We start from the raw sequence: 25,380 nt of genomic DNA, 5'->3' as shown, positions 1-25,380 counted from the left end.
GCGATGCTGATGCCCGCCCTCCCTCGGACTCCTCTGGATAGGGTGCAGATATGAAGCTCGAACTCCGCGGCATCACCAAGCGCTTCGGCAGCCTCGTGGCCAACGATCACATCGACCTCGTCGTCGAACCGGGACAGATCCACGCGCTGCTCGGCGAGAACGGCGCAGGCAAGTCCACTCTCATGAACGTGCTGTACGGCCTCTATCAGGCCGATGAAGGCGACATTCTGCTGGACGACGTCGTCCAGCGGTTCCGGGGTCCCGGCGACGCCATGGCGGCCGGAATCGGCATGGTGCACCAGCACTTCATGCTCGTTCCGGTGTTCACCGTCGCCGAGAACGTCATGCTCGGGCACGAGCAGACCAAGGGGCTCGGCACTCTCGACATCGCCAAGGCGCGGGAGCACGTGCGCTCGGTCGCCGCCCGCTTCGGCTTCGACATCGACCCGGATGCGGTCGTCGGAGACCTGCCCGTCGGCGTGCAGCAGCGCGTCGAGATCATCAAGGCGCTCTCCCGCGATGCGAAGGTGCTCGTGTTCGACGAGCCCACCGCCGTGCTCACCCCGCAGGAGACCGATGAGCTCATGGGCATCATGCGCCAGCTCCGCGATGAGGGCACCGCGATCGTCTTCATCACCCACAAGCTCCGCGAGGTCCGCGAGGTCGCCGACACGATCACGATCGTGCGTCTCGGCAAGATCGTCGGTGAGGCGTCGCCCACCGCCGGCAATGCCGAGCTCGCCTCCCTCATGGTCGGTCGCGCCGTCGAGCTCACTGTGCACAAGGATGCTCCGCGCCTCGGCGAGGGCGGTCTGCAGGTCGAAGGACTCCGCGTCCTGACGGCGGCCGGCGCGATCGTGGTGGACGGCGTCGACTTCGTGGTCCGTCCCGGTGAGGTGCTCGCGATCGCCGGAGTGCAGGGCAACGGGCAGACGGAACTTGTCGAGGCCATCGTCGGACTCGCGTCGCGGGTCGAGGGCTCGATCATCCTCGACGGCACCGACCTGGTCGGCAAAAGTGTGCGCACCATCCTCGATGCGGGGGTCGGATTCGTCCCCGAGGACCGCAACGAGGACGGCCTGGTCGGCGCGTTCTCCGTGGCGGAGAATCTGATCCTCGACCGATCGACCGACCCTGCCTTCAGCCGTGTCGGAACGATCCGGCGCGCCGAACTCGAGGACTTCGCGAAGGCGCGTATCGCCGAGTACGACATCCGCACGCAGGGCTCGCACACGCCGGCGGGCACGCTCTCGGGCGGAAACCAGCAGAAGGTCGTGATCGCGCGCGAGATGAGCCGCGAACTGCGGCTGCTCGTCGCGGCGCAGCCGACGCGCGGCGTCGATGTCGGCTCGATCGAGTTCATCCACAAGCGGATCATCGAGACGCGCGACGCGGGCATCCCGGTCATCGTCGTCTCCACCGAGCTCGACGAGGTCGCGGCTCTGGCCGATCGCATCGCGGTCATGTATCGAGGAACCATCGTCGGGATCGTTCCCGGCGACACCCCGCGCGAGACACTGGGATTGATGATGGCGGGCGCCGCCGAGGGAGAGGTGGCCGCATGAGCGGGACGACGCCACAGGCAGACGGGCCGGAGAAGGAGAACTCCTCCGACCGGCTGTCGTTGAACACGACGACGACTCTGCGCGATCCCGTGGACGTGCCACCGCCTCCGCGCGGGAACACGATCCTCAAGGAGATGCTGCGCGGCAGCGCGGTCACCACGATCCTCGCGATCTTCCTCGCACTCGTCGTCGGCGGAATCCTCATCGCCTTCACCAACGAAGACGTGCTCGAGGCGTCCGGCTACTTCTTCCAGCGGCCGAGCGACACGTTCGCAGCCATCTGGAACGCGGTCTACAACGGCTACGAGGCGTTGTTCCGCGGAGCGATCTTCAACGCGCGCGGCGCGGACTTCGCCGCACAGATCCGTCCGCTGACGAACACCCTCGGTTTCGCCGCTCCGCTGATCGCCGCGGGACTCGGCGTCGCGCTGGCCTTCCGCGTCGGCCTGTTCAACATCGGTGCCCGTGGGCAGATGCTCATCGCCGTCGGTGTCGCAGGCCTCCTCACCTTCGGCCTCGACCTGCCGATCTGGCTGCACATCCCCGTCACGCTGATCGCCGGTATCGCCGGCGGAGCGCTGTGGGGCGCGATCGCCGGGTTGCTCAAGGCTCGTACCGGAGCGCATGAGGTGATCCTCACGATCATGCTGAACTACGTGGCCTACTATCTGCTGCTCTGGATGATCCGAACCCCGGGTCTGCTGCAGAAGGAGGGCACGAACCAGGCTCTCGGCTCGGCCACGCCCGAGACCGCGCAGTTCCCCGAGCTGTTCGGACCCAAGTTCCCGCTTCTCGATCTCGGCTTCGTGATCGTGATCGTCGCGACGCTCTTCGTCTGGTGGCTGATCGAGCGGTCCTCGCTCGGACTCCGCATGCGCGCGGTCGGCGAGAACCCGCACGCGGCGCGCGCCGCGGGCATCAGCGTGCAGCGCGTGTACGTGTACGCGATGCTGTTCGCGGGTGGCCTCGCGGGCCTCGCTGGCATGAACCAGGTGCAGGGCGCGGTCACGACCGGCATCACCGAGACGATCGATGCCGGCATCGGCTTCGACGCCATCACCGTCGCGCTGCTCGGGCGCAGCCGTGCCTGGGGCACCTTCGCGGCCGGCATCCTGTTCGGCGCGCTGAAGGCAGGCTCGTTCTCGATGCAGGCGCAGGACATCCCGGTCGACATCGTGCTCGTTGTGCAGTCGCTCGTCGTGCTGTTCATCGCCGCGCCGCCTCTGCTGCGCGCGGTGTTCTTCCTGCCCAAATCCGATGCAGAGAAGGCCGCCAAGGCGAGAGCCAAGGCCGCGAAGAAGGCGGTGACCGCATGATGTCCCTCGTGCAGACGCAGGCGGCCGACGGCACCGTGCAGCTCTCGACGGTGCGCGAGCGCCACCTCAAGGCGCCGATCGTCCTCGCCGCTGTCACCGCGCTCCTGGCGCTGCTCGTGCTGCTCGTGCCGCGCACCGGCACGAGCACCTTCCGACTCGGCGATTCGTCGCAGGCCTTCGAGCTTCCCGACATCGCCCTGCCCACGGCATCGACCATCTGGGTCGTCATCGGGGTGCTCTTGGTGATCGTGATCGCGGCGTTCCTGCGTGCATGGTCCTATCGCCCTGCGTCGCTCTGGCTGGCGCTGGCCTTCGGCATCCTGGCGATCTTCGCCTTCCTCGTGTGGGCGAGCGCGGGCGGCCTCGTGCCGGTCACGAGCCTGCTGTTCGGTGCCGTCTCGCTCTCGGTGCCGCTCGTGTTCGGTGCTCTCGGCGGTGTGATCGGCGAGCGTGCGGGTGTCGTGAACGTCGCGATCGAGGGGCAGCTGCTTCTCGGCGCGTTCTCGGCCGCGCTGCTGTCGAGCATCACAGGCAACCCGTTCGTGGGACTCGTCGGCGCGATGATCGGCGGCGTGCTGGTCGCGAGCGTGCTTGCGGCGTTCGCCATCAAATACCTCGTGGAGCAGGTCATCGTCGGCGTCGTGCTGAACGTGCTCGTCACCGGTCTCACCGGCTTCCTGTACGGTGCGCTGCTCGCCCCCAATGAGCAGGCGCTCAACACACCGGAGCGCTTCGCTCGCATCCGCATCCCGGTGCTCAGCGAGATCCCGGTCATCGGGCCGGTGCTGTTCAATCAGACCTTCATCGTGTACCTGATGTTCATCACGGTCGCTCTGGTCGCCTGGGGGCTCTACCGCACGCGCTGGGGTCTTCGGCTGCGCGCGGTCGGCGAGCACCCGCAGGCGGCCGACACGGTGGGCATCAAGGTGAACGCGACGCGCTTCTGGAACGTGCTGCTGGCCGGCGCGATCGCGGGCATCGGCGGGGCGTACTTCACGCTCGTGTCGGTGCCGCAGTTCGGCAAGGAGATGACGGCCGGCCTCGGCTTCATCGCTCTCGCGGCGGTCATCTTCGGGCGATGGGATCCGATCCGCGCGACCCTCGCGGCGCTGCTCTTCGGCTTCGCGACGAACCTGCAGAACCTGCTGTCGATCCTCAAGACACCGGTCCCGAGCGAGTTCATGCTGATGCTCCCGTACGTCGTCACCCTGATCGCGGTCGCCGGTTTCGCGGGCCAGATCCGGGGCCCCGCGGCGAGCGGCAAGCCGTACATCAAGTCATAGGAGAGACATGACCGACATCGACTGGGACGAGCTGCGTCAGGTCGCGACCGATGCGATGGCCAAGGCCTATGCGCCGTACTCCCGCTACAGGGTGGGGGCGGCGGCACTCGTCGGCGACGGACGGATCGTGGCGGGCTGCAACGTCGAGAACGCCTCGTACGGGGTGACGCTGTGCGCCGAGTGCGCGCTCGTCGGCGATCTGCACATGTCGGGCGGCGGGCAGCTCGTCGCCTTCGTGTGCGTGAACAACGACGGCCAGACGATCATGCCGTGCGGGCGCTGCCGTCAGCTGCTCTACGAACACGCGATGCCCGGGATGCTGCTGGAGACCGTCTCCGGCATCCGGACCATCGATGAAGTACTGCCGGATGCGTTCGGCCCCCGAGATCTGGAGGACGCCCGATGAGCGTTGAGCCCTTCGACGCCGTCGATGTGATCCGCGCCAAGCGCGACGGCGGTGCGGTGCCCGAGAAGGCACTGCGCTGGATGGTCGACGCCTACACCCGCGGGTATGTGTCTGATGCGCAGATGGCGTCGTTCGCGATGGCGATCTTCCAGCGGGGCATGGAGCGCGACGAGATCCGCGTGCTCACCGACGCGATGATCGCGTCGGGGGAGCGGATGAGCTTCGCGACCCTCGGCAAGAAGACCGTCGACAAGCACTCGACAGGTGGGGTCGGCGACAAGATCACCCTGCCGCTCGCACCCCTGGTCGCCGTGTTCGGCGTGGCGGTGCCGCAGCTGTCCGGTCGCGGTCTCGGCCACACCGGGGGCACGCTCGACAAGCTCGAGTCGATCCCTGGCTGGCGCGCCGCCCTCAGCAACGAAGAGATGTTCGCCCAGATGCAGGGTGATGTGGGCGCCGTGATCTGCGCGGCGGGCTCGGGTCTCGCGCCGGCCGACAAGAAGCTCTACGCGCTGCGCGACGTCACCGGAACCGTCGAGGCGATCCCGCTGATCGCCTCGAGCATCATGTCGAAGAAGATCGCCGAGGGCACCGACGCGCTGGTGCTCGATGTGAAGTTCGGCTCGGGTGCCTTCATGCAGGACATCGATCGAGCCCGCGAGCTCGCGCGCACGATGGTCGCCCTCGGCACCGATTCGGGCGTCGCGACCACCGCGCTGCTCACCGACATGAACGTGCCTCTCGGCCGCGCGATCGGCAACGCCAACGAGGTGCGCGAATCGGTCGAGGTGCTCGCCGGCGGCGGCCCTGCCGATGTGCGGGAGCTCACGATCGCCCTGGCGCGCGAGATGCTCGCCCTCGCCGGGCAGCCGGATGCCGACGTCGAGGCCGCTCTCGACGACGGCCGCGCGATGGACGGGTGGAAGGCCATGATCCGCGCGCAGGACGGCGACCCGGACGCACCCCTGCCGACGGCGCGGGAGACTCACGTCGTCACGGCGCCGAGCGACGGCGTCGTGTCGCAGATGGATGCCCTGCCGTTCGGCATCGCGGCCTGGCGTCTCGGCGCAGGACGCGCGCGGGCGGAGGACCCCGTGATCTTCGAGGCGGGCATCGATCTGCATGCGAAGCCCGGCGATCGCGTCGTGGCCGGCCAGCCGCTGTTCACGCTCTCCGCTGCCGATGAGGCGCGCTTTCCCCGGGCTCTCGAGGCTCTCGAGGGGTCGTGGGCGATCGGCGACGACGCTGCGGCTGCCGGCCCGATCGTGCGGGAGCGCATCACCGCCTGACTCGCTGACCGCTAGCCTGAACTGAGCGAATCCGCGACCGAGAGGAACCCTCATGTCGATCGACGCGAACGGCGACGTCACCATCCAGGGCGTGTCCCTGCGCAGCCTGCCCAAGGTGTCTCTGCACGACCACCTTGACGGCGCGGTGCGCCCCTCGACGATCATCGAGCTCGCCGACGCGATCGGCCTGGAGCTGCCCGCATCCAAGCCGGGTGCTCTCGGAAAGTGGTTCGCGACCAAGAGCGACTCGGGCTCGCTCGTGGAGTACCTCAAGACCTTCGAGCTCACGACGGCCGTCATGCAGACCGAGGCGGGACTCACGCGCATCGCCCGCGAGTTCGTGCAGGATCTCGCGAAGGACGGCGTGATCTACGGCGAGGTGCGCTGGGCCCCCGAGCAGCACGTCGCCGGAGGTCTCTCGCTCGAGCAGACCGTCGAGGCCGTGCAGCAGGGCATCGAAGAGGGCGAGGATGCGGCCGACCGCGCCGGTCACAGCATCCGCGTCGGGCAGCTGATCACCGCCATGCGCCACACCGATCGTTCGCGGGAGATCGCCGAACTCGCTGTCTCGTTCCGTGGGCGCGGTGCCGTCGGATTCGACATCGCCGGTCCCGAAGACGGGTTCCCCGCATCGGAGCACCGCGACGCGTTCGACTACCTCGCGGAGAATTTCTTCCCCGTGACCGTGCACGCGGGCGAGGCGGCCGGCCCGTCGTCGATCCGTTCCGCGCTGCTCGACGGACGCGCGCTGCGGCTCGGCCACGGTGTGCGCATCGCCGAGGACCTTCAGGTCATCACCCAGGAGGGCGATGAGGTGCAGGTGCAGTTCGGAGATCTCGCCCGCTGGGTGCGCGACCGCGAGATCCCTCTCGAGCTCTCGCCGTCGTCGAATCTGCAGACCGGAGCGATCGCCGCGTGGGGCAACACGCTCGCCGATCACCCCTTCGATCTGCTCTACCAGCTCGGCTTCGCCGTGACGGTCAACGTCGACAACCGCACCATGAGCGCCACCTCGCTGACCCGCGAGCTGTCGCTGCTCGTCCAGGCGTTCGAGTACGACCTCGACGATCTCGAGACCTTCCAGTTCAACGCTGCCGCTGCCGCCTTCCTCCCCGTCGAGGAGCGGGAAGAACTCGTCGAGATGATCGCCGAGGGCTTCGACATCTGACCATGGCATCCGGGGGGAAGCGACGCCGTGCCGGCCTCGCGATCGGGATCATCGCGGCCGTCGTGCTCGCGGGAGGAGCAGCGGTCGCTGCAGTGGCCATGAACCGTCCGACGGAGACGCCGCTGTCGAAGCAACGGGCGGGGGTCGTCGAACGACCGCTCACGCCCGTGCAGCAGCTGATCGCGGATGCCGATGATCCGCTCGCGTGCGCTGTGACGTTCGTCGGCGAGGGCGCTCCTGTCGACCCGATGCTGCAGCGCCAGGATGCGCTCTACACCGGGCTGCCTCTTCTCGACCAGCCCGGCCGCGTGTTCGCGGGCTGGTACTCGTCAGAGGCCGATGCTGCGGCATACACGGTCGCGAACCGCATCAACGGCGCTGACCCGGTCGTCTGCGTCGACCAGCAGATCCAGCTCTTCGCAGCGTGGAAGACTCCGGATGAGAACGTCGCGGAGAACGCCGAGATCCCGATCCTCATGTATCACCAGTTCACGTCGAACCCCGAGGGGGAGACCGGCTGGCTGCGCGGCAACTACGCCTATATCGGTGACTTCGAGGCGCAGATGGAGCACATCTCGACGACGGGCTTCTATCTGCCCACGTGGGACGAGCTCAGCGCCTTCATCGACGGCCGACTCTTCCTGCCCGCGCACTCGGTGATCATCACCGACGACGACGCGGATCAGACCTGGTTCGACCTGGCGGTGCCCGTGATCGACCGCCTCGGCCTGCTGTCGACGTCGTTCATGATCACCTCGGCACGTCAGGACCCGGCGCCCTCGGAGTACGTGCTGAGGCGCTCGCACACCCACGACATGCACCAGGCGGGGGAGAACGGCAAGGGGCGGATGGTGAACTGGTCGGCCGATGAGATCGCGGCCGATCTGAACACCTCCGCCGAGATCCTCGGAGTCCGCGAGGTGATCGCGTATCCCTACGGCCACTACAACGACACCGCGAAGCAGGGCGTCGCCCAGGCAGGTTTCGAGATGGCGCGGACGATCGAGCCCGGCACGGTCTCGATCGGCACCGACAAGCTCGCGCTCCCCGTCGTGCGGATCGACTACGGAATGGGGCTCGACGCGCTGATCAAGCGCATCGGCTGAGCACGGTCACGCGGCAGGATGGTGACCATGACTGCATCCGTCTTCGTCGCCGGTCCGGCATCGTGGAACTCACTCGTCGTGCTCGATCGGCTGCCCGAGCCGGTGCCGCACATGCAGTTCGCCGAGGACAGCTGGGAGACCGTCGGCGGCACGAGCGCGGGCAAGGCGCTCAGCCTCACAGGCCTCGGGCGGTCGACGCGTCTGTACGCTCTGCGCGCCGGCGATGAGCCAGGGGGCCGGGTGCGCGACGCCCTCGCCGCGGCGGGGGTCGATGCGGTCTGGGGCGCGGGCGACGCCACCGAGCGTCATCTCAACCTGATGACGCGGGAGGGCGGCCGCGTCTCGCTGTATCTGTCGTCGCCGCAGGCCACCGACGGGCGGGATGATGCCGATCTGCTCGTGGCGATGACCGGCGCCGATGCACTCGTGCTCGACCTCGCTGCGGAACCGCTGCGCCTGCTTCCGCAGGCGCGGTCGACGGGACGACCGATCTGGGTCGACGTGCACGACTACGACGGCGAGGCCGAGTTCCACCGTCCCTTCCTCGACGCGGCGGAGGCGGTGTTCTGCAACGCCGACCGGCTGCCCGATCCCGTCGCGTTCCTGCACTCGCGCATCGCAGCGGGGGCGTCGCTCGCGGTGTGCACGCTGGGCGCTGCGGGGGCGGTCGCGGTCGACAGCGATCATCGGGAGACTCGGGTGGCCGCGGTGGCCGTCGACGTGATCGACACCAACGGTGCGGGCGACGCGTTCTTCGCCGGGGTCCTCGACGCGCGACTCGGCGGGGCCCACCTCGACGCGGCGCTGCGGGCCGGGGCACGCACAGCATCCGTGGCGCTCGGCACGAGGCACCTGCATCCCGCGCTCGACGCCGTGCTCGGCTGACGGCGGATCAGCCGCGCGGGAGCTCCGCGAAGAAGGACGCGAGCAGCTCGGCGACCTCGGCACGCATCTCGTCGTCGGAGATCGTGGGGGTGCCGTCGCCCGCCTGCGGGCCGTAGTCGCCGAACGAGGCGTGGGAGGCTCCCTCGATCTCGATCATCTCGGCATCCGTCGGCAGCATGTCGCGCGCGGCATCGATCTTGGCGGGTGTGGAGAGGCCGTCTTCGCTGCCGGAGATGCTGAGCACCGAGAGGTCGGACTCCGACACGTCGTTCGAGCAGTACGACCCGAACAGCACCAGGGCCTCCGCATCCGCGGCCAGCTGGCATGCGCGCACGCCGCCGAGTGAGTGCCCGCCGACTCCCCAGTCGTCGATGTCGGGGGCCGCCGACGTGAAAGCGTCGAGCCCGCGAAGGTCGAAGAACGCGAGGTTCAGCCACGGCCGGGTGATCACGACGGTCACGCCCTCTTCGGCGAGGCTCTGCAGGATCGGCGCGTAGGCCCACGGATCGACCTTGGCGCCGGGCACGAAGACCAGACCCTGATCGGAGTCGCCGTCGGCGGGCGTCAGGATGATGCCCTGTTCGGCGTCTTCGACGTGGATGGCGGTGTTCGCCTTGACATCGGCGAGAGGGCCGGGCTCGGCCTGCATGACGCCGATCTGGCTCCAGGCGAGAATGCCGCCGATGCCGAGCACGAGGATCGCGACGAGACCCCATCCGACGAACTTCAGGACCCGACGGCCACGCTTCTTCTGCACGGATCCAGAGTACGTCGTGAGGGTGTGAGGGGTTCTCAGGTGCGAGCGGCGCTCCTCGGCGTCATCCGGGACTCGCGGCGCCGCGATGAAGACGCCCCCTGCCGATCACATCGACAGGGGGCGGGAGCGGGGAGTTCGGGCTCCGGTCAGGAGACCCCGAGGGCCGTCTGACGCGAGACGACCGCGTCGCGGACTGCCGGGAACAGCGGATGCTCGGGGTCGAGCCCCGTCGTGCGCGAAGTGAACGCAAAAGCCTCCTCGGTGCGCAGCAGCTGCTGCAGCTCGACCGCCTGCTCGTCGTCGGGCTCTTCGAACTCGAGGGCCGCGGCGACCGCGCCGACGAGTGCGGTCGTCGGGAGGCCCCGTTCGGCCGCCATCGCCGCCGGCCCGATGAACCGTTCGTGTCGTGAGATCTTGCGCAACGGCTGACGGCCCACCCGCTGCACCGTGTCGACGAGCGCCGGATTGCGGAACCGCTCGAGGATCGTCGCCCGATACGCGGCGAGGTCGGCAGGATCGAGTCCGTGCTCGGCGACGAGGACCGCAGAGGTCTCTTCGAGAGCGGCCGAGACCCGGGCCGCGATGTCGGGATCGGCGAGAGCGTCGGAGATGCGCTCGATGCCGGCTCGCGCACCGAAGTACGCCGTGGCGGCGTGGCCCGTGTTCACGGTGAAGAGCTTGCGCTCGATGTACGGCGCGAGATCGTCGACGAAATGAGCACCGGGGATGTTCGGCAGCGCACCGCCGAAGGCCCCCGACTCGATCGCCCATTCGAAGTACGGCTCGACGGTGACGTCGACCCCTCCCTCGGCGGGCTGACCCGGCACGATGCGGTCGACAGCGGTGTTCGCGAAGACCGCGCGCGACAGCAGCTCCTCGGCATCCACCCCCGCGGCCTTCTCGACCTCCGCGCGCAGGGTGTCGGTGGCTCCGATCGCGTTCTCGCAGGCCATGACCTGCAGGGGAGCGGCGCCGGCGGAGCGGCGGGCGAGGCCGGCGACGATGGTCGGCGCCACGAAGCGCAGCACGGTGGGTCCGACCGCGGTGGTGACCACATCGGCCGTGGCGACCTCGTCGGCCACGGCATCCGGATCGTTCTTGCTGTTGACCGCGCGGAACCCAGACACGACGTGGTCGGTGCCGCCGGGGCCCGCCTCATGCACGGTGTACGAGTCGACCGCGTTGATCGCGTCGACCAGAGCATCGGCGACGTCGGAGAACACGACCTCGTAGCCGCCCTGATGGAGGAGCAGCCCGACGAAGCCGCGACCGATGTTGCCTGCTCCGAAGTGGACCGCCTTCATCGGTCGTTCACCGGCCATCAGTCGTTGACCGCCGAGAGCAGGGCGTACAGCTCATCGGGGGTCGCAGCCGCATTGAGCTTCGCGACGTCGTCCTCGTCGGAGAACAGGATCGCGATCTGCGACAGGATCTCGAGGTGCTCGTCGCCGCGACCGGCGATGCCGACCACGAAGGTCGCGGGCTCGCCGTCCCAGTCGACCCCGCCGTCGTACCGGACCACGGACAGTGCCGACCCGAGGATCGCATCCTTCGCGTCGTTCGTGCCGTGCGGAATCGCCAGTCCGTTGCCCATGTAGGTCGACACGGTCTGCTCGCGCTGACGCATCGCGTCGACGTAGGCGGGAGTGACGGCCCCGGCCGCGACGAGGATGTCGGTGGCCTCCTGCAGGGCCGCATCCTGCGTGCTGGAGCCGTCGTGGATGCGCACCTGGTCGAGGGTGAGAACGCTCATGGTGATTCCTTCTTTCTGAGAATGTGGAGGAGGGGCGGATGCCGAGGCACCCGCCCCTCCCGGTCTATCAGGCGGGTGTCACGCGTCGGTGCCGCGCTGCTCGCGCACCATCTCGACGACCTCTTCATACTTCGGGGAATGCATGAAGTTGTCGACCGACACGTGCACGGAGTTCGGCGACTGGGCCTTCGCACGATCCGTCAGCTGCTGCTGCGTGATCACCAGGTCGGCGGTGCCGTCGAGGTTCGCGATGGCCTGGTTCGTGACGGTGATGCCCTCGACCCCTGCCTTCTTGAACTTGTTGCGCAGCACGCTCGCGCCCATGGCCGACGAGCCCATTCCGGCGTCGCAGGCGAACACGATGTTCTCGATGCGGCGGTCGGTGGCGACGCCCGCACCTGTGGCGGCGGCGGTGCCGGCGGCTCCCGCACCCGAGGACGCACGCAGTGCATCCATCGCGGCGGACGACTTGCCCTTGTTCGCCTCGGTCTGTGCGATCGCATCGCCGAAGCTGTCTCCCTCGGCCTCGAGGTCACGCTTGCGCGAAGCGCGCAGGATGACGCCGGCGACGAGGAAGGTGACGACGGCCGCGATGACGACCGACAGGTACACGACGAGCAGGTTCCCGACGCCGGGTCCGACAGCGGCCGCGGTCACGGCGATGATGCTGCCGGGCGCTGCCGGGAACACCAGGCCGCCGCCGAGCACCATGTTGGTGGTGACGCCGGCCGCTCCACCCGCGATCAGGGCGAGGATGGTGGTCGGCTTGCTGAGCGCATACGGGAAGTAGATCTCGTGGATGCCGCCGAAGAACTGGATGATCGCCGCTCCCGGGGCAGATGCCTTGGCGGCGCCTACGCCGAAGAACGAGAAGGCGAGCAGCAGGCCGAGGCCCGGACCGGGGTTCGCCTCGATCAGGAAGAGGATCGACTTGCCGGTCTCTGCTGCCTGCTCGATGCCGAGCGGGGTGAAGACGCCGTGGTTGATCGCGTTGTTCAGGAACAGCACCTTCGCGGGCTCGACGATGATCGACACGAGGGGGAGCAGGTTCAACGCGACCAGCCAGTCGACCGCCCCGCCGAGGACGGCGCTGATGCCGAGCATCACGGGGCCGAAGGCGAAGAAGCCGAAGATCGCGAGGAGCATGCCCAGGATGCCGGCCGAGAAGTTGTTCACGAGCATCTCGAAGCCGGGGCGGATCTTGCCGTCCCAGATCCTGTCCATCTGCTTGGTGATGTAGGCCGCGAGCGGACCCATGATCATCGCGCCGAGGAACATCGGGATGTTCGTGCCGACGATGACACCCATCGTCGCGATCGTCGCGACGACACCGCCGCGCTCGCCGTAGACCATGCGGCCCGCGGTGTTCGCGATCAGGAGGGGCAGCAGGTAGGTGACCATCGGTCCGACCAGGCCCACGTAGGCGAGGATGTTGCCGTCAGCACCTTCGGCGATCGCCGTCATGGCGCCCTGCCAGCCCACGACCGCGGAGTCGCCGCCGCCGCCGACCGTCTCGGCGACGCCGGCCCAGTGCCAGCCGAACGGGCTCTCCGACCCGAAGAAGCCCTTCGGGATGAACAGCATGGTGATGAATCCCCACGCGATGAACGCGGCGATGTTGGGCATGATCATGCCCGAGAGGAACGTGCCGAAGCGCTGCACGCCCGTTCGGAGGCCGCCTGCCTTCGTGGCGGCGGGTGACGTCGTCGTCATGATGTCGTCTCTTTCTGGTGAGGGGGAAGGGTTGCCGTGGCGTCCGCCACGGCGAGGCGAGCACCGGCGGCGTCATCGGCCGCGAGTGCGAGTTCGGCGAAGTTGCGGGCTTCGTCGAGAGTGTGCTGCGACAGGGTGTGGCGTACGTCGGCAAGAGCCGACGGCGCCATCGAGAGGCTCGTCGCCCCGAGGCCGACGAGCACCACCGCGAGCATCGGGTCGGCGGCAGCCTCACCGCAGATCCCGACGGGCTTGCCGAGGCGTGCACCTGCCGCACCGACCTCGCGCACGAGACGCAGAACGGCCGGGTGCCAGGGGTCTTGGAATCCGGCGACGGACCCGAGCATGCGGTCCGCGGCCATCGTGTACTGGGTGAGGTCGTTGGTTCCGATCGAGGCGAAGTCGGCATGCGCGAGCACCCGGTCGGCCAGCAGAGCTGCCGCGGGCACCTCGACCATCACTCCTGCGGTCTTCAGGCCGTACTCGCGGGCGAGCGAGGTGAAGTACTGGGTCTCCTCGACCGTCGCGATCATGGGTGCCATGACCCAGAGGTCGGCGTCTGTGGCGGCGTCCGCCTCGGCGAGTGCGGTCAGCTGCTCGCGCAGGATGTCTTCGCTCGCGCGGAGGGCGCGCAGGCCCCGGAGGCCCATCGCCGGGTTCTCCTCGTGGGCGTCGTTGAGGAATGCCAGAGGCTTGTCCGCCCCGGCATCCAGCATGCGCACGACGACCTTCTTGCCCGGGAAGGCCGCGAGGAGCTCGCGGTACGCCTCGCGCTGCTGCTCGACCGTCGGTGCCTGCGACGAGGAGAGGAACAGGAACTCGGTACGGAACAGCCCGACGCCCTCGGCCCCGCGTTCGACGGCATCGGATGCGTCTGCGGGCTTCCCCAGATTCGCCAGCAGCGGGATCAGCGTGCCGTCGGCGAGGGCGCCGGGAGTGAGCGGTGCGGAATCGGCGGATCGACGGGCGGCCGCTCGCTGCTCGGCGCGCTGCTTCTCGTCGTCCGTCGGATCCAGGGTCACGATGCCTGCCGCCGCGTCGACGATCACCGCACGGCCGGTGGTGAGCTCGGATGCTGCGGATGCGCCGACGATCGCCACGATGCCCTTCTCGCGGGCGAGGATGGCGGTGTGCGAGGTAGGACCGCCGTCGAACGTGACGAGGGCGAGTACCTGATCGAGATTCAGCAGCGCGGTGTCGGCGGGAGCGAGATCGCGTGCGACGAGGACGAAAGGGTGCCCGGGGTCGGGCACGCCGGGGGCGTCGACGCCCCGCAGTCGAGCGAGCACACGCTGGGCGATGTCGTCGAGGTCGGCGGCGCGCTCGCCGAGGTATCCGCCCACGGCCTCGAGGGTGGCGCGGAAGCCGGCGAACGCGTCGTGCACGGCCCATTCGGCGGTCGCACCGTCATCGATGCGCGCATCGACCTCGTCCTGCAGAGTGGGGTCTTCGGCGATCATCGCCTGCGCTTCGAGAACCTCCTGCGCCGAACCACCGGCCGCCTCGCCGCGCGCGGTCAGCTCCTGGGCCACGACCGCGACAGCCTCACGGACGCGGGTGCGCTCGGCATCCGCTCCGAGAGTGCTCGGCGTGTTCTCGGGTGCGGGCAGCGCTTCGGCCATCCGGACGACGACCCCCTGCGCAACGCCCAGGCCGATGCCGACACCACGCAGGTCGCTCATGCGGTCTCCTGGTCGTGGTCGGTGGTGAGCAGCTCGGTGAGCGTGTCGAGCACGCCCTCGGCTCCGTCGCCGTCGGCAGTCAGGGTCACGTAGTCGCCGTACTCGATGGCGAGGGCGATCACGCCCAGGATGCTGGCGGCGTTGACCGCCTTGCCGGAGTCCTTGGCGATCGTCACGGGGATGCCGGAATCCTTCGCGGCCTGCGCGAACAGCTTGGCGGGTCGGGCGTGGAGGCCGTGCGAGGAGCCGATACGGACGGTGCGGGAGACGGTCATGATGTTCCTTCCGGGGTGGTCGTGACGTCGATGAGGATCGACCGCGCGAGGGACAGGGTGCGTGAGCCGTCACGGTCTGCGAACACGTCCTCGGGGAGGAGCGCCACCGGGACCCGCACGGCATCGCGGATGGCATCGAGGCGATCGGCCAGATGAGGGCCGACGAGGATGAGGTCGTGATCGGCTGTGGAGACCGAATGCTCCATGCCGGCAGACGCATCCCAGTCGAGACCGGACTCTGCGGCCGCTCGGCGAAGTCGTTGCGCGACGAACGTGCTCGACGCGCCCGCGCCGCACACCACGAGGATCCTCATTGATGCCACCTTTCCTGAGAACAGTCTGGGAACTGGCGCGGATGCGCGCCAACACGATCGTTTCCGCCCCTCCGGAACATCGGTTTCGGGGCGAAGGGGTCCGGTAGCTGACATCATGGAAGTCACGCCACGACAGTGCGGTCGGCACGAAGCAGGGGAGGATCATGTCGCGTCAGCGTCAGGACCAGCTCCTCGCGATCCTGCTGCGACAGGGCACCTGGGCGACCGCCGCGAGCCTCGCCGACCAGGTGGGCGTGACTCCGCGCAGCATCCGCTCGTACGTCGCCGCGCTCAATGCCCGCACCGGCGGGTCGGACGCCGTCGAGTCGGGCCCCGCCGGGTACCGCGTCGGGGCGGGAGCTCGTGACGCGCTGCGGTCGCGCCAGGCGGGGGAGTCGACGCCGCGAGACCGACTGCACTCACTCGTGCGCACGCTGCTCGACGTGCCCGACGGGATCGACGTCTTCGAGATGGCCGATCGCCTGCATGTCAGCGAGGCGACCGTCGAGTCCGACCTCTCACGCGTGCGGAGCCTGCTCGACGGCACCGAGCTCGCCCTCGAGCGCGAGCGCGAGATCGTGCGACTGCGGGGCACCGAGACCGCGCAGCGGCGGCTGCTCTCGCGTCTGGCGCACGACGAGATGGATGCCGCCTCGTTCCGCCCCGAGACCTTCCGTCGCGCGCTCGCCGCCACCGCGGTCGGCGCCGACTCCGTCGCCCCCTTCAAGTCCGACCTCGTGCGCGAACTCGGAGTTCTGGGCTACTACGTGAACGAGCTCGCGATCTCCGACGTGCTGCTGCACATCGCGATCGCGGCCGAGCGCGTCGCCGCCGGCCACGCACTCGACTCGGCACCGCCCAGCGCACGGGAGGAGATCCCGCAGGTGGGCTCGGTGATCGCCCGGCTCGCACACGAGCACTTCGCCGTCACGCTGGGCGACGGCGACAGCGGCCACCTCGCCTCGCTCGTGCTGACACGCATCGTCGCCCCGGGGCAGGACGCCACCCGCGAGGTCGCGCGCAGCGGCGTGGCGCCGGAGGTGGAAGCGGCCGTGCGTGCCGAGCTCGCCCGCGCCGCGCACGACTTCGAGGTCGATCTGGTCGACGAGACCTTCGTGCTGCGCCTCGCCCTGCACGTGCAGAACCTGCTCCGACGTGCCGAAGAGAGCGCGCTCACCCGCAATCCGCTGACGCGGTCGCTCAAATCGTCGTATCCGATGATCTTCGAGGTCGCGGTGTCGATCGCGAGCGGACTGCACGATCGGCTTGGAACGCCGATCCACGACGACGAGATCGCCTATATCGCCATGCACGTGGGCGGGCGGCTGGAGCGCAGCCGCAAGGCCGAATCGATCCTGACCGCGACGATCGTCTGCCCGGGCTATTACGAGCTGCACGAGCTGCTGCGATCGAGCGTCGACCGCTCGCTCGGCACGGCGATCGAGGTGACCAGCGTCGTCACAGAGGTCGATCCCGACTGGGGCGCCTTCGACACCGATCTCGTGCTCACCACGATCGAGCCCGGGGCCGCGGGGGATCGGTTCGTGCGCATCCAGCCTTTCCTCACCGAGGCCGACGTCGATCGCATCCAGCAGGCGGCCGCACGTGTCCGCCGCGGACGCAGGTTGACCCGGCTGCGGGCCGAACTCGCGCGGTACTTCGTGCCGGACGCGTTCATCCACCCTCTGACCGACGACGGCGAGGAAGCCATCATCCGTCGGCTCGGCGGACTGCTCGTCGACGCGGGGCTCATCGGCGACGACTACGTCGAGAACACGATCGTGCGCGAGCGCATGTCGTCGACGGCGTTCACGGATGCTCTCGCCGTGCCCCACGCGTTGCAGATGACCGCCGCCCGCACGGCGATCGCGATCGGCGTCGCCGACGGGTCGGCGGCCTGGGGTGAAGGACGTGTGCAGGTGGTGGCGCTCGCCGCCTTCAGCGAGAGCGACCGGGCGGCCTTCCAGACCGTCTTCGAGCAGCTCGTCGAGGTGTTCAGCGAGCGAGAGAGCGTGCTGCGGATCGTGCGACGCGGCACGACTTTCGAGGCGTTCCTCGACGAACTCGTGGCGGTCATCGACGGCTGAGGTCGCGCCCGCGCCCGCTGCCGCACGGGTAGCCGTCAGTGCAGCGGGTCGAGCACCGACGCGAGCGTCTCGAGCACTCTCTCGGCATCTGTCGCATCGGGCGTCTCGAGCACGACGACGTCGCCGGGGGCGAGCCCGAGGTCCATGAGCGCGAGAACGCTGCTCAGGTCCACCACCGCCCCCGTCGACGTCTCGAGGGTCACCGCGTGCGGGTGCGCCTGCACCACCCGCACGAGCTCCGCGACGGGGCGTGCGTGCACCCCGTTGTGGGCCGTGATGACCACCTGTCGTCTCGGCATGCGCTACGAGCGCTCTTCCAGCAGCGTGCGGACCGCGGTCTCGAGCTCGCTCACGATCTCGGCGGCTCGGCCGGCCGAATCCGCCTTCGCGTCGATGTAGACCTTCAGCTTCGGCTCGGTGCCGCTGGGCCTCACGACGATGCGCGAGCCGTCGGCCAGGCGATAGCGCAGCACATCGCCGGAGGGCATCCCCTCGCCGGCCTGCAGAAGGTCTTCGGCCGATGCCACCGAGTGTGCGTCGAAACGGGTGGGCGGCAGGGTGCGCAGCGACAGCATCACACGCCCGATCACCGAGAGGTCGTCGACGCGGATCGACACCTGACCGCTCGCGAAGTGACCGTACGTCTCACCGAGGTCCGCGATCGCCTCCGCGAGAGACGATCCGCGGTCGTGGGCTTCTGCGGCGAGTCCCAGCACCGCGACGGCGGCCGAGATCCCGTCCTTGTCGCGCACGGTCTCGGGGTTCACCAGGTAGCCGAGCGCCTCTTCGAACCCGTAGACGATGCCGGGGGCTCGAGAGATCCACTTGAAGCCGGTCAGCGTCTCGTGGAAGTCGAGTCCGTGATGAGCGGCGATCGCACCGAGACCGGGCGACGACACCAGCGAGCAGGCCAGCGACGCGCCGCCGCCGGTCTCCGCGGCTCGCGCGGCGCGGGCGCCCAGCAGCAGTCCGACCTCGTTCCCGGTGAGCCGTCGCCATCCGCTCGCCGACGTGGCGTCGGGCACGGCGACGGCGAGACGGTCGGCGTCGGGGTCGTTGGCGAGGATGAAGTCCGCCTGTACGCGGCGACCACGCGCGAACGCGAGATCCATCGCCCCCGGCTCCTCCGGGTTCGGGAACGACACGGTGCGGAACGTGGCGTCGGGCGTCAGCTGCTCGCCGACGACCATGGGCTGGGGATAGCCGGCGGCGGCCACGATCTTCGACAGCGTCTCCCACCCGACGCCGTGCATCGCGGTGTAGACCCAGCGCAGGCCCGAGGCCGATCGCGGGGCCGGCGCGACCGCGGCGGTCGCCGCGATGTACGCGTCCACGACGTCTTCGCCCGCGGTCTCGTAGGCGGTGGAGCGGGGGAGCGCCGAGATGTCGGCCGCGTCGGCCACGCGCTCGATGTGCGCCGCGATCTCGGCATCCGCCGGAGCCACGATCTGCGCGCCCTGGTCGCCGCCGCCGAGATAGACCTTGTAGCCGTTGTCGTTCGGCGGGTTGTGCGATGCGGTGACCATGACGCCCGCGTCGGCACCGAGATGCCGCACCGCGAAGGCGAGCACGGGGGTGGGCAGCAGACGTGGCAGCAGGATCGCGCGGAGCCCGGCGCCGGCGAACAGTTCCGCCGAGTCGATGGCGAAGATCCGCGAATTGCGACGACCGTCGTAGCCGATCACCACGGTGGGGGTCGCCCCCGATGCACCTTCGCGCAGGTACGCCGCGAAACCGGCGGCCGCCTGAGCGACGAGCACCCGGTTCATGCGGTTGCTTCCGGCGCCGAGCGCGCCGCGCAGACCAGCGGTGCCGAACGCCAGCCTGGTGCCGAATCGGTCGTCGAGGTCCGCCACCGCGGCCTCGTCGCCGGCGGAGGCGCGGGTGATGACGCCCGCGAGCTCGTCGCGGGTCTCGTGGTCGGGATCCTGCCTCATCCAGGCACGTGCCTGCGCGAGGCGTTCCTCGCTCACAGCGCCTCGACCACTCGGGCCAGCAGCGCCGAGATCACAGGCTCCGCCTCGCGGCCGGCCTCGATGACCTCCGCATGGCTGAGCGGGGTCTTCTGGATGCCCGCAGCGAGGTTCGTGATGAGCGAGAAGCCCAGGATCTCCATGCCGGCCTCGCGGGCCGCGATCGCCTCCAGGGCGGTCGACATGCCGACGATATGACCGCCGATGTGCTTCGCCATCTGGACCTCGGCCGGCGTCTCGTAGTGCGGTCCCCGGAACTGCGTGTAGACGCCCTCGTCGAGCGTGGGGTCGACACTCCGGGCGATGTCGCGCAGGCGTGCGGAATACAGGTCGGTGAGGTCGATGAAGGTGGCGCCCTCGAGGGGCGAGTCGGCGGTGAGGTTGATGTGGTCGCTGATCAGCACCGGCTGACCCGGGGTCCACGTCTCGCGGACTCCGCCGGCGCCGTTCGTGAGCACCATGATCCCTGCTCCCGTGGCCGCGGCGGTGCGGACAGAGTGCACGACGCGACGCACGCCGTGGCCCTCGTAATAGTGCGTGCGAGCACCGATCACGAGCACGTTCTTGCCGTCGGGGGTGCGGATGCTGCGGAGGGTCCCGACGTGGCCTTCGAGAGCGGGCTTCGAGAAGCCGGTGACCTCGGTGGCGGGGATGGTCGCGGTGGTCTCGCCGATGATGTCGGCGGCCTTGCCCCAGCCGCTGCCGAGAGTGAGTGCGATGTCGTGCTTCTCGACCCCGGTGAGTCGCGCGATGTCTGCGGCGGCTGCGGAGGCGACCTCGAACGGGTTCGCGGTGGGATCGTCGAGGGGGTTGGTCTGTGTTTCGGACATGGATCCACTCTAGGAAGGTGCAGGCTCAGGAGCCAGGATTGCGAGAGAATGGAAACTATGTCTTCCACCCCTTTTGAGCGCACTCAGCGCGTCGCCGTGCTCGGCGGCGGTCCCGGCGGCTACGAGGCGGCACTCGCCGCCGCTCAGCTCGGAGCCGAGGTGACCCTGGTCGAGCGCGTGGGTGTGGGTGGCGCCGCCGTTCTCACCGATGTTGTTCCTTCCAAGAGCCTGATCGCGACGGCGGATGCCGCGATCGCGATCTCGGAGGCATCCGACCTGGGAGTGCAGTTCTTCGCGAAGGGCGAGCACGGCAAGCCGCTCAAGCCTGAGATCGCGATCAACCTCGCCGCCGTCAACAAGAGACTCATCGCTCTCGCCGGTCAGCAGTCCGAGGACATGCGCTCGGCGCTGCTCGAAGCGGGCGTGCGCATCCTCTCCGGTCATGGACGCCTCGAGGGACCCAACGCGATCGTCGTCTCGACCGGGCAGGGCGGCACGGACTTCGATCGCATCGAGGCCGACACGATCATCGTCGCCGTCGGGGCGTCACCGCGCGAGCTCGACTCGGCGAAGCCCGACGGCAAGCGCATCCTCACGTGGACGCAGCTGTACGACATGAAGGCGCTGCCCGAGCACCTCATCGTCGTCGGCTCGGGAGTGACGGGCGCCGAGTTCGCGTCGGCCTACATGAACCTCGGTGCGAAGGTGACGCTGGTCTCCAGCCGCGATCAAGTGCTGCCGGGCGAGGACCAGGATGCTGCCCGCGTGCTCGAGAAGGTCTTCACGCGCGGCGGCATGACGGTGCTCTCCAAGGCCCGGGCCGAAAAGGTCGAGGTCACCAAGAACGGTGTGACCGCGACGCTGTCGGACGGGCGCACGGTCGACGGCAGCCACTGCCTCATGGCCGTCGGATCCATCCCGAACACCGCAGGCATCGGCCTCGAAGATGCGGGCGTCGAGCTCGACGAGTCCGGGCACGTGCGGGTGAACCGCGTGGCTCGCACCTCGGTGCCGAACGTCTATGCGGTGGGCGACTGCACGAACTTCTTCCCGCTGGCCTCCGTCGCATCCATGCAGGGGCGCACGGCGGTGTTCCACGCGTTGGGCGACATCGTCATCCCGCTCGAGCTGATCAAGATCACCTCCAACATCTTCACGGCGCCCGAGATCGCGACCGTGGGCTACTCCGAGAAGGATGTCGAGGACGGTGTGGCCGACGGCCTCGTCTACAAGCTCCCCCTCGCAGCGAACCCCCGCGCGAAGATGATGGGCATCAAGGACGGGTTCGTGAAGCTGATCGCGCGCAAGGGCTCGGGAACGGTGATCGGCGGGGTGATCGTCGGCCCGAAGGCCTCTGAGCTGATCTACCCGATCGCCGTCGCGGTGGAGCGTCGACTCACGGTCGATCAGGTGTCGCGCGTGTTCGCGGCCTATCCGTCGCTGTCGAGCAGCATCACGGACGCGAGTCGCGCGATGCACCTCGTCAACGCCAAGATCTCGTAGCGTTCTGCTGCCCATCGTCCGGGGGAGGGCGCGGTGACCGAGCAGAGCGCAGCACCCGGTCTGCAGGAATGGCCTGCGAACTGGGGTGAGCGACGCCGTGGCGGCAACATCGGGATGCTGTGGGTCGGCATCGCCCTGTGCGTTCTCGCGGCCGTCATGATCGGATTCTCCCGAGGCGCCGCCGGGCCGTTGTGGTCGGGCGCGGTGCTCGCTCTGTTCGGCTTCACCGCCCTCGCGGCGGCTGCTCGCAGACCGTTCGTTCGGGGGAGCGTGACGATGGTCGAGGCGGCTGCACTGACCCGTGGGCAGGGATCGACGCCCGATGTGCGTCTGCACTTCGTGTCTGAGCGGCGCGCCGACGTGGTGATGCTGCTGCTGTGCATCGTCTGGACGCTCGTGCTGGCTGCAGCGACGGCCGTCGCGACCGTGATCGGTGCGACCGGGCGACCGGAGGCGTTCCTGGGCGTGGCGGTGCTCGCCGCAGCCACCGTGCTGTTCGCCTTCGCGGCCGTACGTGCGACCATCACCCGTCGGCGCTCATCGTCGCCGCGCCACGCGCCGGTCGGGGTGGGCATCGGGCGCGAGGGGGTGCTGCTGATGCGCGCCACCGAGACACTGTACGTGCCGTGGCACGCGATCCGCCGCGTGGATGCCGACGTGACCGAACCCCGTCGAGGGATGCCCGAGCTTCCGCTGATCCGGCTCCGGGTGCATCCCGACCGGGTGATCGCGACCGGCCCACAGCGGGTGTCCGCCACGGTCACCGTCGCACCGGCGATGCTGACGACCCACCCGCAGGTCGTGTGGTCGGCGCTGCAGGGGCTGCATCGATCGCCGTCGGCGCGGGCCGTGCTCGGCACGTCGGCAGGCCAGCGACTGTTCGACGAGTGGTGCGCGGCCGCATCCGCCGTCTGACGCACGACGAAGGCCCCCACCGGCAGGTGGGGGCCTTCGTCAAGAGGTGCGGGTCAGCTGATGGTCAGCAGCTGGTGACCGGCCGAGACGGTGGCTCCGGCGACGGCGCCGATGTTGCCGATCGTGCCGTCCTTGTGCGCCTGCAGCGGCTGCTCCATCTTCATGGCCTCGAGGACCACGACGAGGTCGCCCTTGACGACCTGCTGGCCCTCTTCGACAGCCACCTTCACGACGGTGGCCTGCATGGGGGACTTCACCGCGTCACCCGACGTCGCGGCACTGACCGACGTGGCGTGGCTGCGGCGCGACGGCGGCACGGCCGCCGGTCGGCCGACAGTGCCGGAGGCGACGGCGACACGATCGGGCAGGCTGACCTCGAGGCGCTTTCCGGCGACCTCGACGACCACGGTGTGACGGTTCTCGGCCGCGCTCGGCGACTCGAGCTCGCCGTCCCACGCCGGGATGTCGTTCACGAACTCGGTCTCGATCCAGCGTGTGAAGACGCCGAACTCACCGTTCTCGGCGGTGAATGCCGGGTCGTTCACGACCTTGCGGTGGAACGGCAGCACGGTCGGCAGACCCGCGACCTCAAACTCTTCGAGGGCGCGGCGCGAGCGCTCGAGAGCCTCGGCGCGGTCCTTGCCCGTGACGACGATCTTCGCGAGCAGGGAGTCGAACGCGCCGGAGACCGAATCGCCGGCGGTGACGCCCGAGTCGAGACGGATGCCGGGGCCGCCGAAGGTCTTGAAGACGTGGATCGGTCCGGGCTGGGGCAGGAAGCCGCGTCCCGGGTCCTCGCCGTTGATGCGGAACTCGATCGAGTGTCCGGTCGGCTTCGGGTCGTCGTAGTCGATGGTGCCGCCGGCCGCGATGCGGAACTGCTCGCGCACCAGGTCGATGCCGGTGACCTCTTCGGACACCGGGTGCTCGACCTGCAGGCGGGTGTTGACCTCGAGGAACGACACGGTGCCGTCGGCGCCGATGAGGAACTCGCAGGTGCCGGCGCCCACGTAGCCGACCTCTTTGAGGATGGCCTTCGACGCCGAGTAGAGCAGGTCGTTCTGCTCGTCCGTGAGGAACGGCGCAGGCGCCTCCTCGACGAGCTTCTGGTGGCGACGCTGCAGCGAGCAGTCACGCGTCGAGATGACGACGACGTTGCCCTCGGCATCCGCCAGGCACTGGGTCTCGACGTGTCGGGGCTTGTCGAGGTACTTCTCGACGAAGCACTCGCCGCGACCGAACGCGGTCACAGCCTCGCGGGTGGCGGACTCGAACAGCTCCGCGACCTCGTCGAGCTCACGGGCGACCTTGAGGCCACGGCCGCCGCCGCCGTACGCCGCCTTGATCGCGATCGGCAGACCGAACTCCTTCGCGAACGCGATGACCTCGTCGGCTCCGGCGACCGGACCCGGCGTGCCGGGAGCGAGAGGCGCGCCCACCTTCTCGGCGACGTGACGCGCCGTGACCTTGTCGCCGAGCGCCTCGATGGCATCGGGAGACGGGCCGATCCAGGTCATTCCCGCACCGATCACGGCCCGGGCGAACTCCGCGTTCTCGGCGAGGAAGCCGTAGCCCGGATGCACGGCATCTGCGCCGGCACGACGGGCGATCGAGAGGATCTTCTCGATCTGCAGGTAGGTCTCGGCGCTGGTCGCTCCGTCGAGAGAGAAGGCCTCGTCGGCGAGGCGCGTGTGCAGGGCGTCGCGATCCTGGTCGGCATACACGGCGACCGAGGCGATCCCCGAGTCGCGAGCGGCACGGATGATGCGGACGGCGATCTCGCCGCGGTTGGCGATGAGCACCTTGGCGATATCAGGCATGGTTGCCAGCCTAGCGAGAAGGCCGTCGATCCATTTGACGACTCTCCACAAGAAAGTGGAGGAAACGTGGAGGGGAGTCTACGACCAGAGGTCGGTCCATTCCACGCCGAGGTCGGCGGCGAGTCGGCGGACCGTCGACAGCGACATGCCCACGACCGTCGAGGGGTCGCCCTCGACCCGGGTGATGAAAGCGCCTCCGAGGCTGTCGACCGTGAAGGCGCCGGCGACATGCAGAGGCTCGCCCGATGCGACGTACGCGGCGATCTCGGCATCCGAGATGTCGTCGGCGAACGTCACTGCCGCCTCTGCCGTCGCGGTGGCCTCGACGGGAGCCTCGCCCGGCGAGACGCGGAAGACCGAGTGGCCCGAGTGGAGGATGCCCGTGGCTCCCCGCATCTCGTTCCAGCGGCGCGTGGCCTCTTCGGCCGTGTAGGGCTTGCCGTACACGCGTCCACCGAGCGCGAACATCGAGTCACCGCCGATCACGATGCCGTCGAAGTCGCCTGCAGCGGCGAGTTCATGAGCGACCGCGGCCGCCTTCGCCCTGGCCAGCAGCAGCACCAGCTCGGCCGGGAGCAGATCGGATCCGCTTTCGGCCGTCGCCGCTGCGGCCACGGCATCCTCATCGACGTCGGGCGCCTGCGTGAGCGGCTCTATGCCGGCCTGCCGAAGCAGCATCAGGCGGGCGGGGGACGTCGAGGCGAGGCATACGCGCATGTTCACCACCGTATCCTCGAAGG

At 69.1% G+C, this 25,380-nt stretch carries 23 protein-coding genes; 11 read left to right on the top strand and 12 right to left on the bottom strand.

What is annotated here, in order from left to right:
• Positions 1-50 precede the first annotated feature (50 nt).
• From AC3WS6_RS13670 to AC3WS6_RS13635, 8 genes are read left to right on the top strand one after another with little or no spacing between them, the layout of a single operon-like run.
• Positions 51-1,565, top strand: a complete 1,515-nt coding sequence (locus tag AC3WS6_RS13670) for an ABC transporter ATP-binding protein (protein WP_492501586.1) — start codon at positions 51-53, stop codon at positions 1,563-1,565.
• Complete coding sequence (locus AC3WS6_RS13665) at positions 1,562-2,881, top strand: ABC transporter permease (RefSeq protein WP_492501585.1); 1,320 nt, start codon at positions 1,562-1,564, stop codon at positions 2,879-2,881. Before AC3WS6_RS13670 ends, AC3WS6_RS13665 begins: the two co-directional genes overlap by 4 nt.
• Positions 2,881-4,164 (top strand): ABC transporter permease, encoded by a 1,284-nt coding sequence (locus AC3WS6_RS13660; protein ID WP_492502313.1) that lies wholly within the window; start codon positions 2,881-2,883, stop codon positions 4,162-4,164. The genes AC3WS6_RS13665 and AC3WS6_RS13660 overlap by 1 nt, the downstream gene beginning before the upstream one ends.
• Positions 4,165-4,171: 7 nt before the next feature.
• Positions 4,172-4,570 (top strand): cytidine deaminase, encoded by a 399-nt coding sequence (locus tag AC3WS6_RS13655; RefSeq protein ID WP_492501584.1) that lies wholly within the window; start codon positions 4,172-4,174, stop codon positions 4,568-4,570.
• Positions 4,567-5,859 (top strand): thymidine phosphorylase, encoded by a 1,293-nt coding sequence (locus tag AC3WS6_RS13650; RefSeq protein WP_492501583.1) that lies wholly within the window; start codon positions 4,567-4,569, stop codon positions 5,857-5,859. Before AC3WS6_RS13655 ends, AC3WS6_RS13650 begins: the two co-directional genes overlap by 4 nt.
• 52 nt (positions 5,860-5,911) lie before the next feature.
• Positions 5,912-7,027 (top strand): adenosine deaminase, encoded by a 1,116-nt coding sequence (locus AC3WS6_RS13645; RefSeq protein WP_492501582.1) that lies wholly within the window; start codon positions 5,912-5,914, stop codon positions 7,025-7,027.
• 2 nt (positions 7,028-7,029) lie between these two features.
• On the top strand, positions 7,030-8,133 hold the full coding sequence (locus AC3WS6_RS13640) for a polysaccharide deacetylase family protein (RefSeq protein ID WP_492501581.1): 1,104 nt from the start codon (positions 7,030-7,032) through the stop codon (positions 8,131-8,133).
• A gap of 27 nt (positions 8,134-8,160) precedes the next feature.
• The gene (locus AC3WS6_RS13635) at positions 8,161-9,018 is read left to right on the top strand and encodes a carbohydrate kinase family protein (RefSeq protein ID WP_492501580.1); all 858 of its coding nucleotides are present in this window, start codon (positions 8,161-8,163) and stop codon (positions 9,016-9,018) included.
• A gap of 7 nt (positions 9,019-9,025) precedes the next feature.
• On the opposite strand, the gene AC3WS6_RS13630 is transcribed toward AC3WS6_RS13635, so the two are convergent.
• From AC3WS6_RS13630 to AC3WS6_RS13600, 7 genes are all read right to left on the bottom strand, one after another.
• Positions 9,026-9,775, bottom strand: a complete 750-nt coding sequence (locus AC3WS6_RS13630) for an alpha/beta hydrolase (RefSeq protein ID WP_492501579.1) — start codon at positions 9,773-9,775, stop codon at positions 9,026-9,028.
• A 146-nt stretch (positions 9,776-9,921) separates the two neighbouring features.
• The gene (locus AC3WS6_RS13625; RefSeq protein ID WP_492501578.1) at positions 9,922-11,079 is read right to left on the bottom strand and encodes a mannitol-1-phosphate 5-dehydrogenase; all 1,158 of its coding nucleotides are present in this window, start codon (positions 11,077-11,079) and stop codon (positions 9,922-9,924) included.
• A 17-nt stretch (positions 11,080-11,096) separates the two neighbouring features.
• A complete protein-coding gene (locus AC3WS6_RS13620) occupies positions 11,097-11,528 on the bottom strand; it encodes a PTS mannitol transporter subunit IIA (protein ID WP_492501577.1) in 432 nt (143 codons plus the stop codon).
• A 78-nt stretch (positions 11,529-11,606) separates the two neighbouring features.
• The gene (locus tag AC3WS6_RS13615; RefSeq protein WP_492501576.1) at positions 11,607-13,241 is read right to left on the bottom strand and encodes a PTS mannitol transporter subunit IIBC; all 1,635 of its coding nucleotides are present in this window, start codon (positions 13,239-13,241) and stop codon (positions 11,607-11,609) included.
• Complete coding sequence (ptsP, locus tag AC3WS6_RS13610; RefSeq protein ID WP_492501575.1) at positions 13,238-14,923, bottom strand: phosphoenolpyruvate--protein phosphotransferase; 1,686 nt, start codon at positions 14,921-14,923, stop codon at positions 13,238-13,240. Before ptsP ends, AC3WS6_RS13615 begins: the two co-directional genes overlap by 4 nt.
• Positions 14,920-15,198, bottom strand: coding sequence for an HPr family phosphocarrier protein (locus AC3WS6_RS13605; RefSeq protein WP_492501574.1), 279 nt, complete (start codon positions 15,196-15,198; stop codon positions 14,920-14,922). The genes ptsP and AC3WS6_RS13605 overlap by 4 nt, the downstream gene beginning before the upstream one ends.
• Positions 15,195-15,512, bottom strand: coding sequence for a PTS sugar transporter subunit IIB (locus AC3WS6_RS13600; protein WP_492501573.1), 318 nt, complete (start codon positions 15,510-15,512; stop codon positions 15,195-15,197). Before AC3WS6_RS13600 ends, AC3WS6_RS13605 begins: the two co-directional genes overlap by 4 nt.
• A 164-nt stretch (positions 15,513-15,676) precedes the next feature.
• On the opposite strand from AC3WS6_RS13600, the gene AC3WS6_RS13595 reads away from it, so the two are divergent.
• Complete coding sequence (locus AC3WS6_RS13595; protein ID WP_492501572.1) at positions 15,677-17,599, top strand: BglG family transcription antiterminator; 1,923 nt, start codon at positions 15,677-15,679, stop codon at positions 17,597-17,599.
• A 35-nt stretch (positions 17,600-17,634) separates the two neighbouring features.
• On the opposite strand, the gene AC3WS6_RS13590 is transcribed toward AC3WS6_RS13595, so the two are convergent.
• The 3 genes from AC3WS6_RS13590 to AC3WS6_RS13580 are packed head-to-tail and all read right to left on the bottom strand — an operon-like array spanning position 17,635 to position 20,402.
• Positions 17,635-17,898 carry an HPr family phosphocarrier protein gene (locus tag AC3WS6_RS13590; RefSeq protein ID WP_492501571.1) on the bottom strand — a complete coding sequence of 88 codons (264 nt, stop codon included), beginning with the start codon at positions 17,896-17,898 and terminating at the stop codon, positions 17,635-17,637.
• 3 nt (positions 17,899-17,901) lie between these two features.
• The gene (locus tag AC3WS6_RS13585) at positions 17,902-19,572 is read right to left on the bottom strand and encodes a phospho-sugar mutase (RefSeq protein WP_492501570.1); all 1,671 of its coding nucleotides are present in this window, start codon (positions 19,570-19,572) and stop codon (positions 17,902-17,904) included.
• Positions 19,569-20,402: a purine-nucleoside phosphorylase gene (locus AC3WS6_RS13580; RefSeq protein ID WP_492501569.1), complete on the bottom strand. Its 834-nt coding sequence runs from the start codon at positions 20,400-20,402 to the stop codon at positions 19,569-19,571. The genes AC3WS6_RS13585 and AC3WS6_RS13580 overlap by 4 nt, the downstream gene beginning before the upstream one ends.
• Positions 20,403-20,450: 48 nt before the next feature.
• On the opposite strand from AC3WS6_RS13580, the gene AC3WS6_RS13575 reads away from it, so the two are divergent.
• Together AC3WS6_RS13575 and AC3WS6_RS13570 are read left to right on the top strand one after the other, a co-directional pair.
• Positions 20,451-21,905, top strand: coding sequence for an NAD(P)H-quinone dehydrogenase (locus tag AC3WS6_RS13575; RefSeq protein WP_492501568.1), 1,455 nt, complete (start codon positions 20,451-20,453; stop codon positions 21,903-21,905).
• Between the two features lie 33 nt (positions 21,906-21,938).
• Positions 21,939-22,820 (top strand): hypothetical protein, encoded by an 882-nt coding sequence (locus AC3WS6_RS13570; RefSeq protein WP_492501567.1) that lies wholly within the window; start codon positions 21,939-21,941, stop codon positions 22,818-22,820.
• A 53-nt stretch (positions 22,821-22,873) separates the two neighbouring features.
• Here the strand turns inward: AC3WS6_RS13570 and AC3WS6_RS13565 are convergent, their stop codons facing one another.
• Together AC3WS6_RS13565 and AC3WS6_RS13560 are read right to left on the bottom strand one after the other, a co-directional pair.
• Positions 22,874-24,640, bottom strand: coding sequence for an acetyl/propionyl/methylcrotonyl-CoA carboxylase subunit alpha (locus AC3WS6_RS13565; RefSeq protein WP_492501566.1), 1,767 nt, complete (start codon positions 24,638-24,640; stop codon positions 22,874-22,876).
• A 78-nt stretch (positions 24,641-24,718) separates the two neighbouring features.
• Entirely contained in the window at positions 24,719-25,357 is a 639-nt protein-coding gene (locus AC3WS6_RS13560) for a Maf family protein (protein WP_492502312.1), read from the bottom strand.
• Between the last annotated feature and the right edge of the window lie 23 nt (positions 25,358-25,380).

It is taken from the genome of Microbacterium sp. EB106-03-03-XG65 (assembly GCF_058791955.1).
The sequence above is the reverse complement of the archived record's forward strand: the minus strand, read 5'-3'. Positions and strand labels throughout refer to the sequence as shown.

Coding starts and splice junctions, on each gene's coding strand:
- AC3WS6_RS13590 (WP_492501571.1), bottom strand. CDS start 17,898: ATGCCGAGACGACAGGTGGTCATCACGGCCCACAACGGGGTGCACGCA.
- AC3WS6_RS13560 (WP_492502312.1), bottom strand. CDS start 25,357: ATGCGCGTATGCCTCGCCTCGACGTCCCCCGCCCGCCTGATGCTGCTT.
- AC3WS6_RS13660 (WP_492502313.1), top strand. CDS start 2,881: ATGTCCCTCGTGCAGACGCAGGCGGCCGACGGCACCGTGCAGCTCTCG.
- AC3WS6_RS13655 (WP_492501584.1), top strand. CDS start 4,172: ATGACCGACATCGACTGGGACGAGCTGCGTCAGGTCGCGACCGATGCG.
- AC3WS6_RS13580 (WP_492501569.1), bottom strand. CDS start 20,402: ATGTCCGAAACACAGACCAACCCCCTCGACGATCCCACCGCGAACCCG.
- AC3WS6_RS13625 (WP_492501578.1), bottom strand. CDS start 11,079: ATGAAGGCGGTCCACTTCGGAGCAGGCAACATCGGTCGCGGCTTCGTC.
- AC3WS6_RS13605 (WP_492501574.1), bottom strand. CDS start 15,198: ATGACCGTCTCCCGCACCGTCCGTATCGGCTCCTCGCACGGCCTCCAC.
- AC3WS6_RS13565 (WP_492501566.1), bottom strand. CDS start 24,640: ATGCCTGATATCGCCAAGGTGCTCATCGCCAACCGCGGCGAGATCGCC.
- AC3WS6_RS13595 (WP_492501572.1), top strand. CDS start 15,677: ATGTCGCGTCAGCGTCAGGACCAGCTCCTCGCGATCCTGCTGCGACAG.
- AC3WS6_RS13620 (WP_492501577.1), bottom strand. CDS start 11,528: ATGAGCGTTCTCACCCTCGACCAGGTGCGCATCCACGACGGCTCCAGC.
- AC3WS6_RS13640 (WP_492501581.1), top strand. CDS start 7,030: ATGGCATCCGGGGGGAAGCGACGCCGTGCCGGCCTCGCGATCGGGATC.
- AC3WS6_RS13635 (WP_492501580.1), top strand. CDS start 8,161: ATGACTGCATCCGTCTTCGTCGCCGGTCCGGCATCGTGGAACTCACTC.
- AC3WS6_RS13650 (WP_492501583.1), top strand. CDS start 4,567: ATGAGCGTTGAGCCCTTCGACGCCGTCGATGTGATCCGCGCCAAGCGC.
- AC3WS6_RS13645 (WP_492501582.1), top strand. CDS start 5,912: ATGTCGATCGACGCGAACGGCGACGTCACCATCCAGGGCGTGTCCCTG.
- AC3WS6_RS13615 (WP_492501576.1), bottom strand. CDS start 13,241: ATGACGACGACGTCACCCGCCGCCACGAAGGCAGGCGGCCTCCGAACG.
- AC3WS6_RS13670 (WP_492501586.1), top strand. CDS start 51: ATGAAGCTCGAACTCCGCGGCATCACCAAGCGCTTCGGCAGCCTCGTG.
- AC3WS6_RS13600 (WP_492501573.1), bottom strand. CDS start 15,512: ATGAGGATCCTCGTGGTGTGCGGCGCGGGCGCGTCGAGCACGTTCGTC.
- ptsP (WP_492501575.1), bottom strand. CDS start 14,923: ATGAGCGACCTGCGTGGTGTCGGCATCGGCCTGGGCGTTGCGCAGGGG.
- AC3WS6_RS13575 (WP_492501568.1), top strand. CDS start 20,451: ATGGAAACTATGTCTTCCACCCCTTTTGAGCGCACTCAGCGCGTCGCC.
- AC3WS6_RS13665 (WP_492501585.1), top strand. CDS start 1,562: ATGAGCGGGACGACGCCACAGGCAGACGGGCCGGAGAAGGAGAACTCC.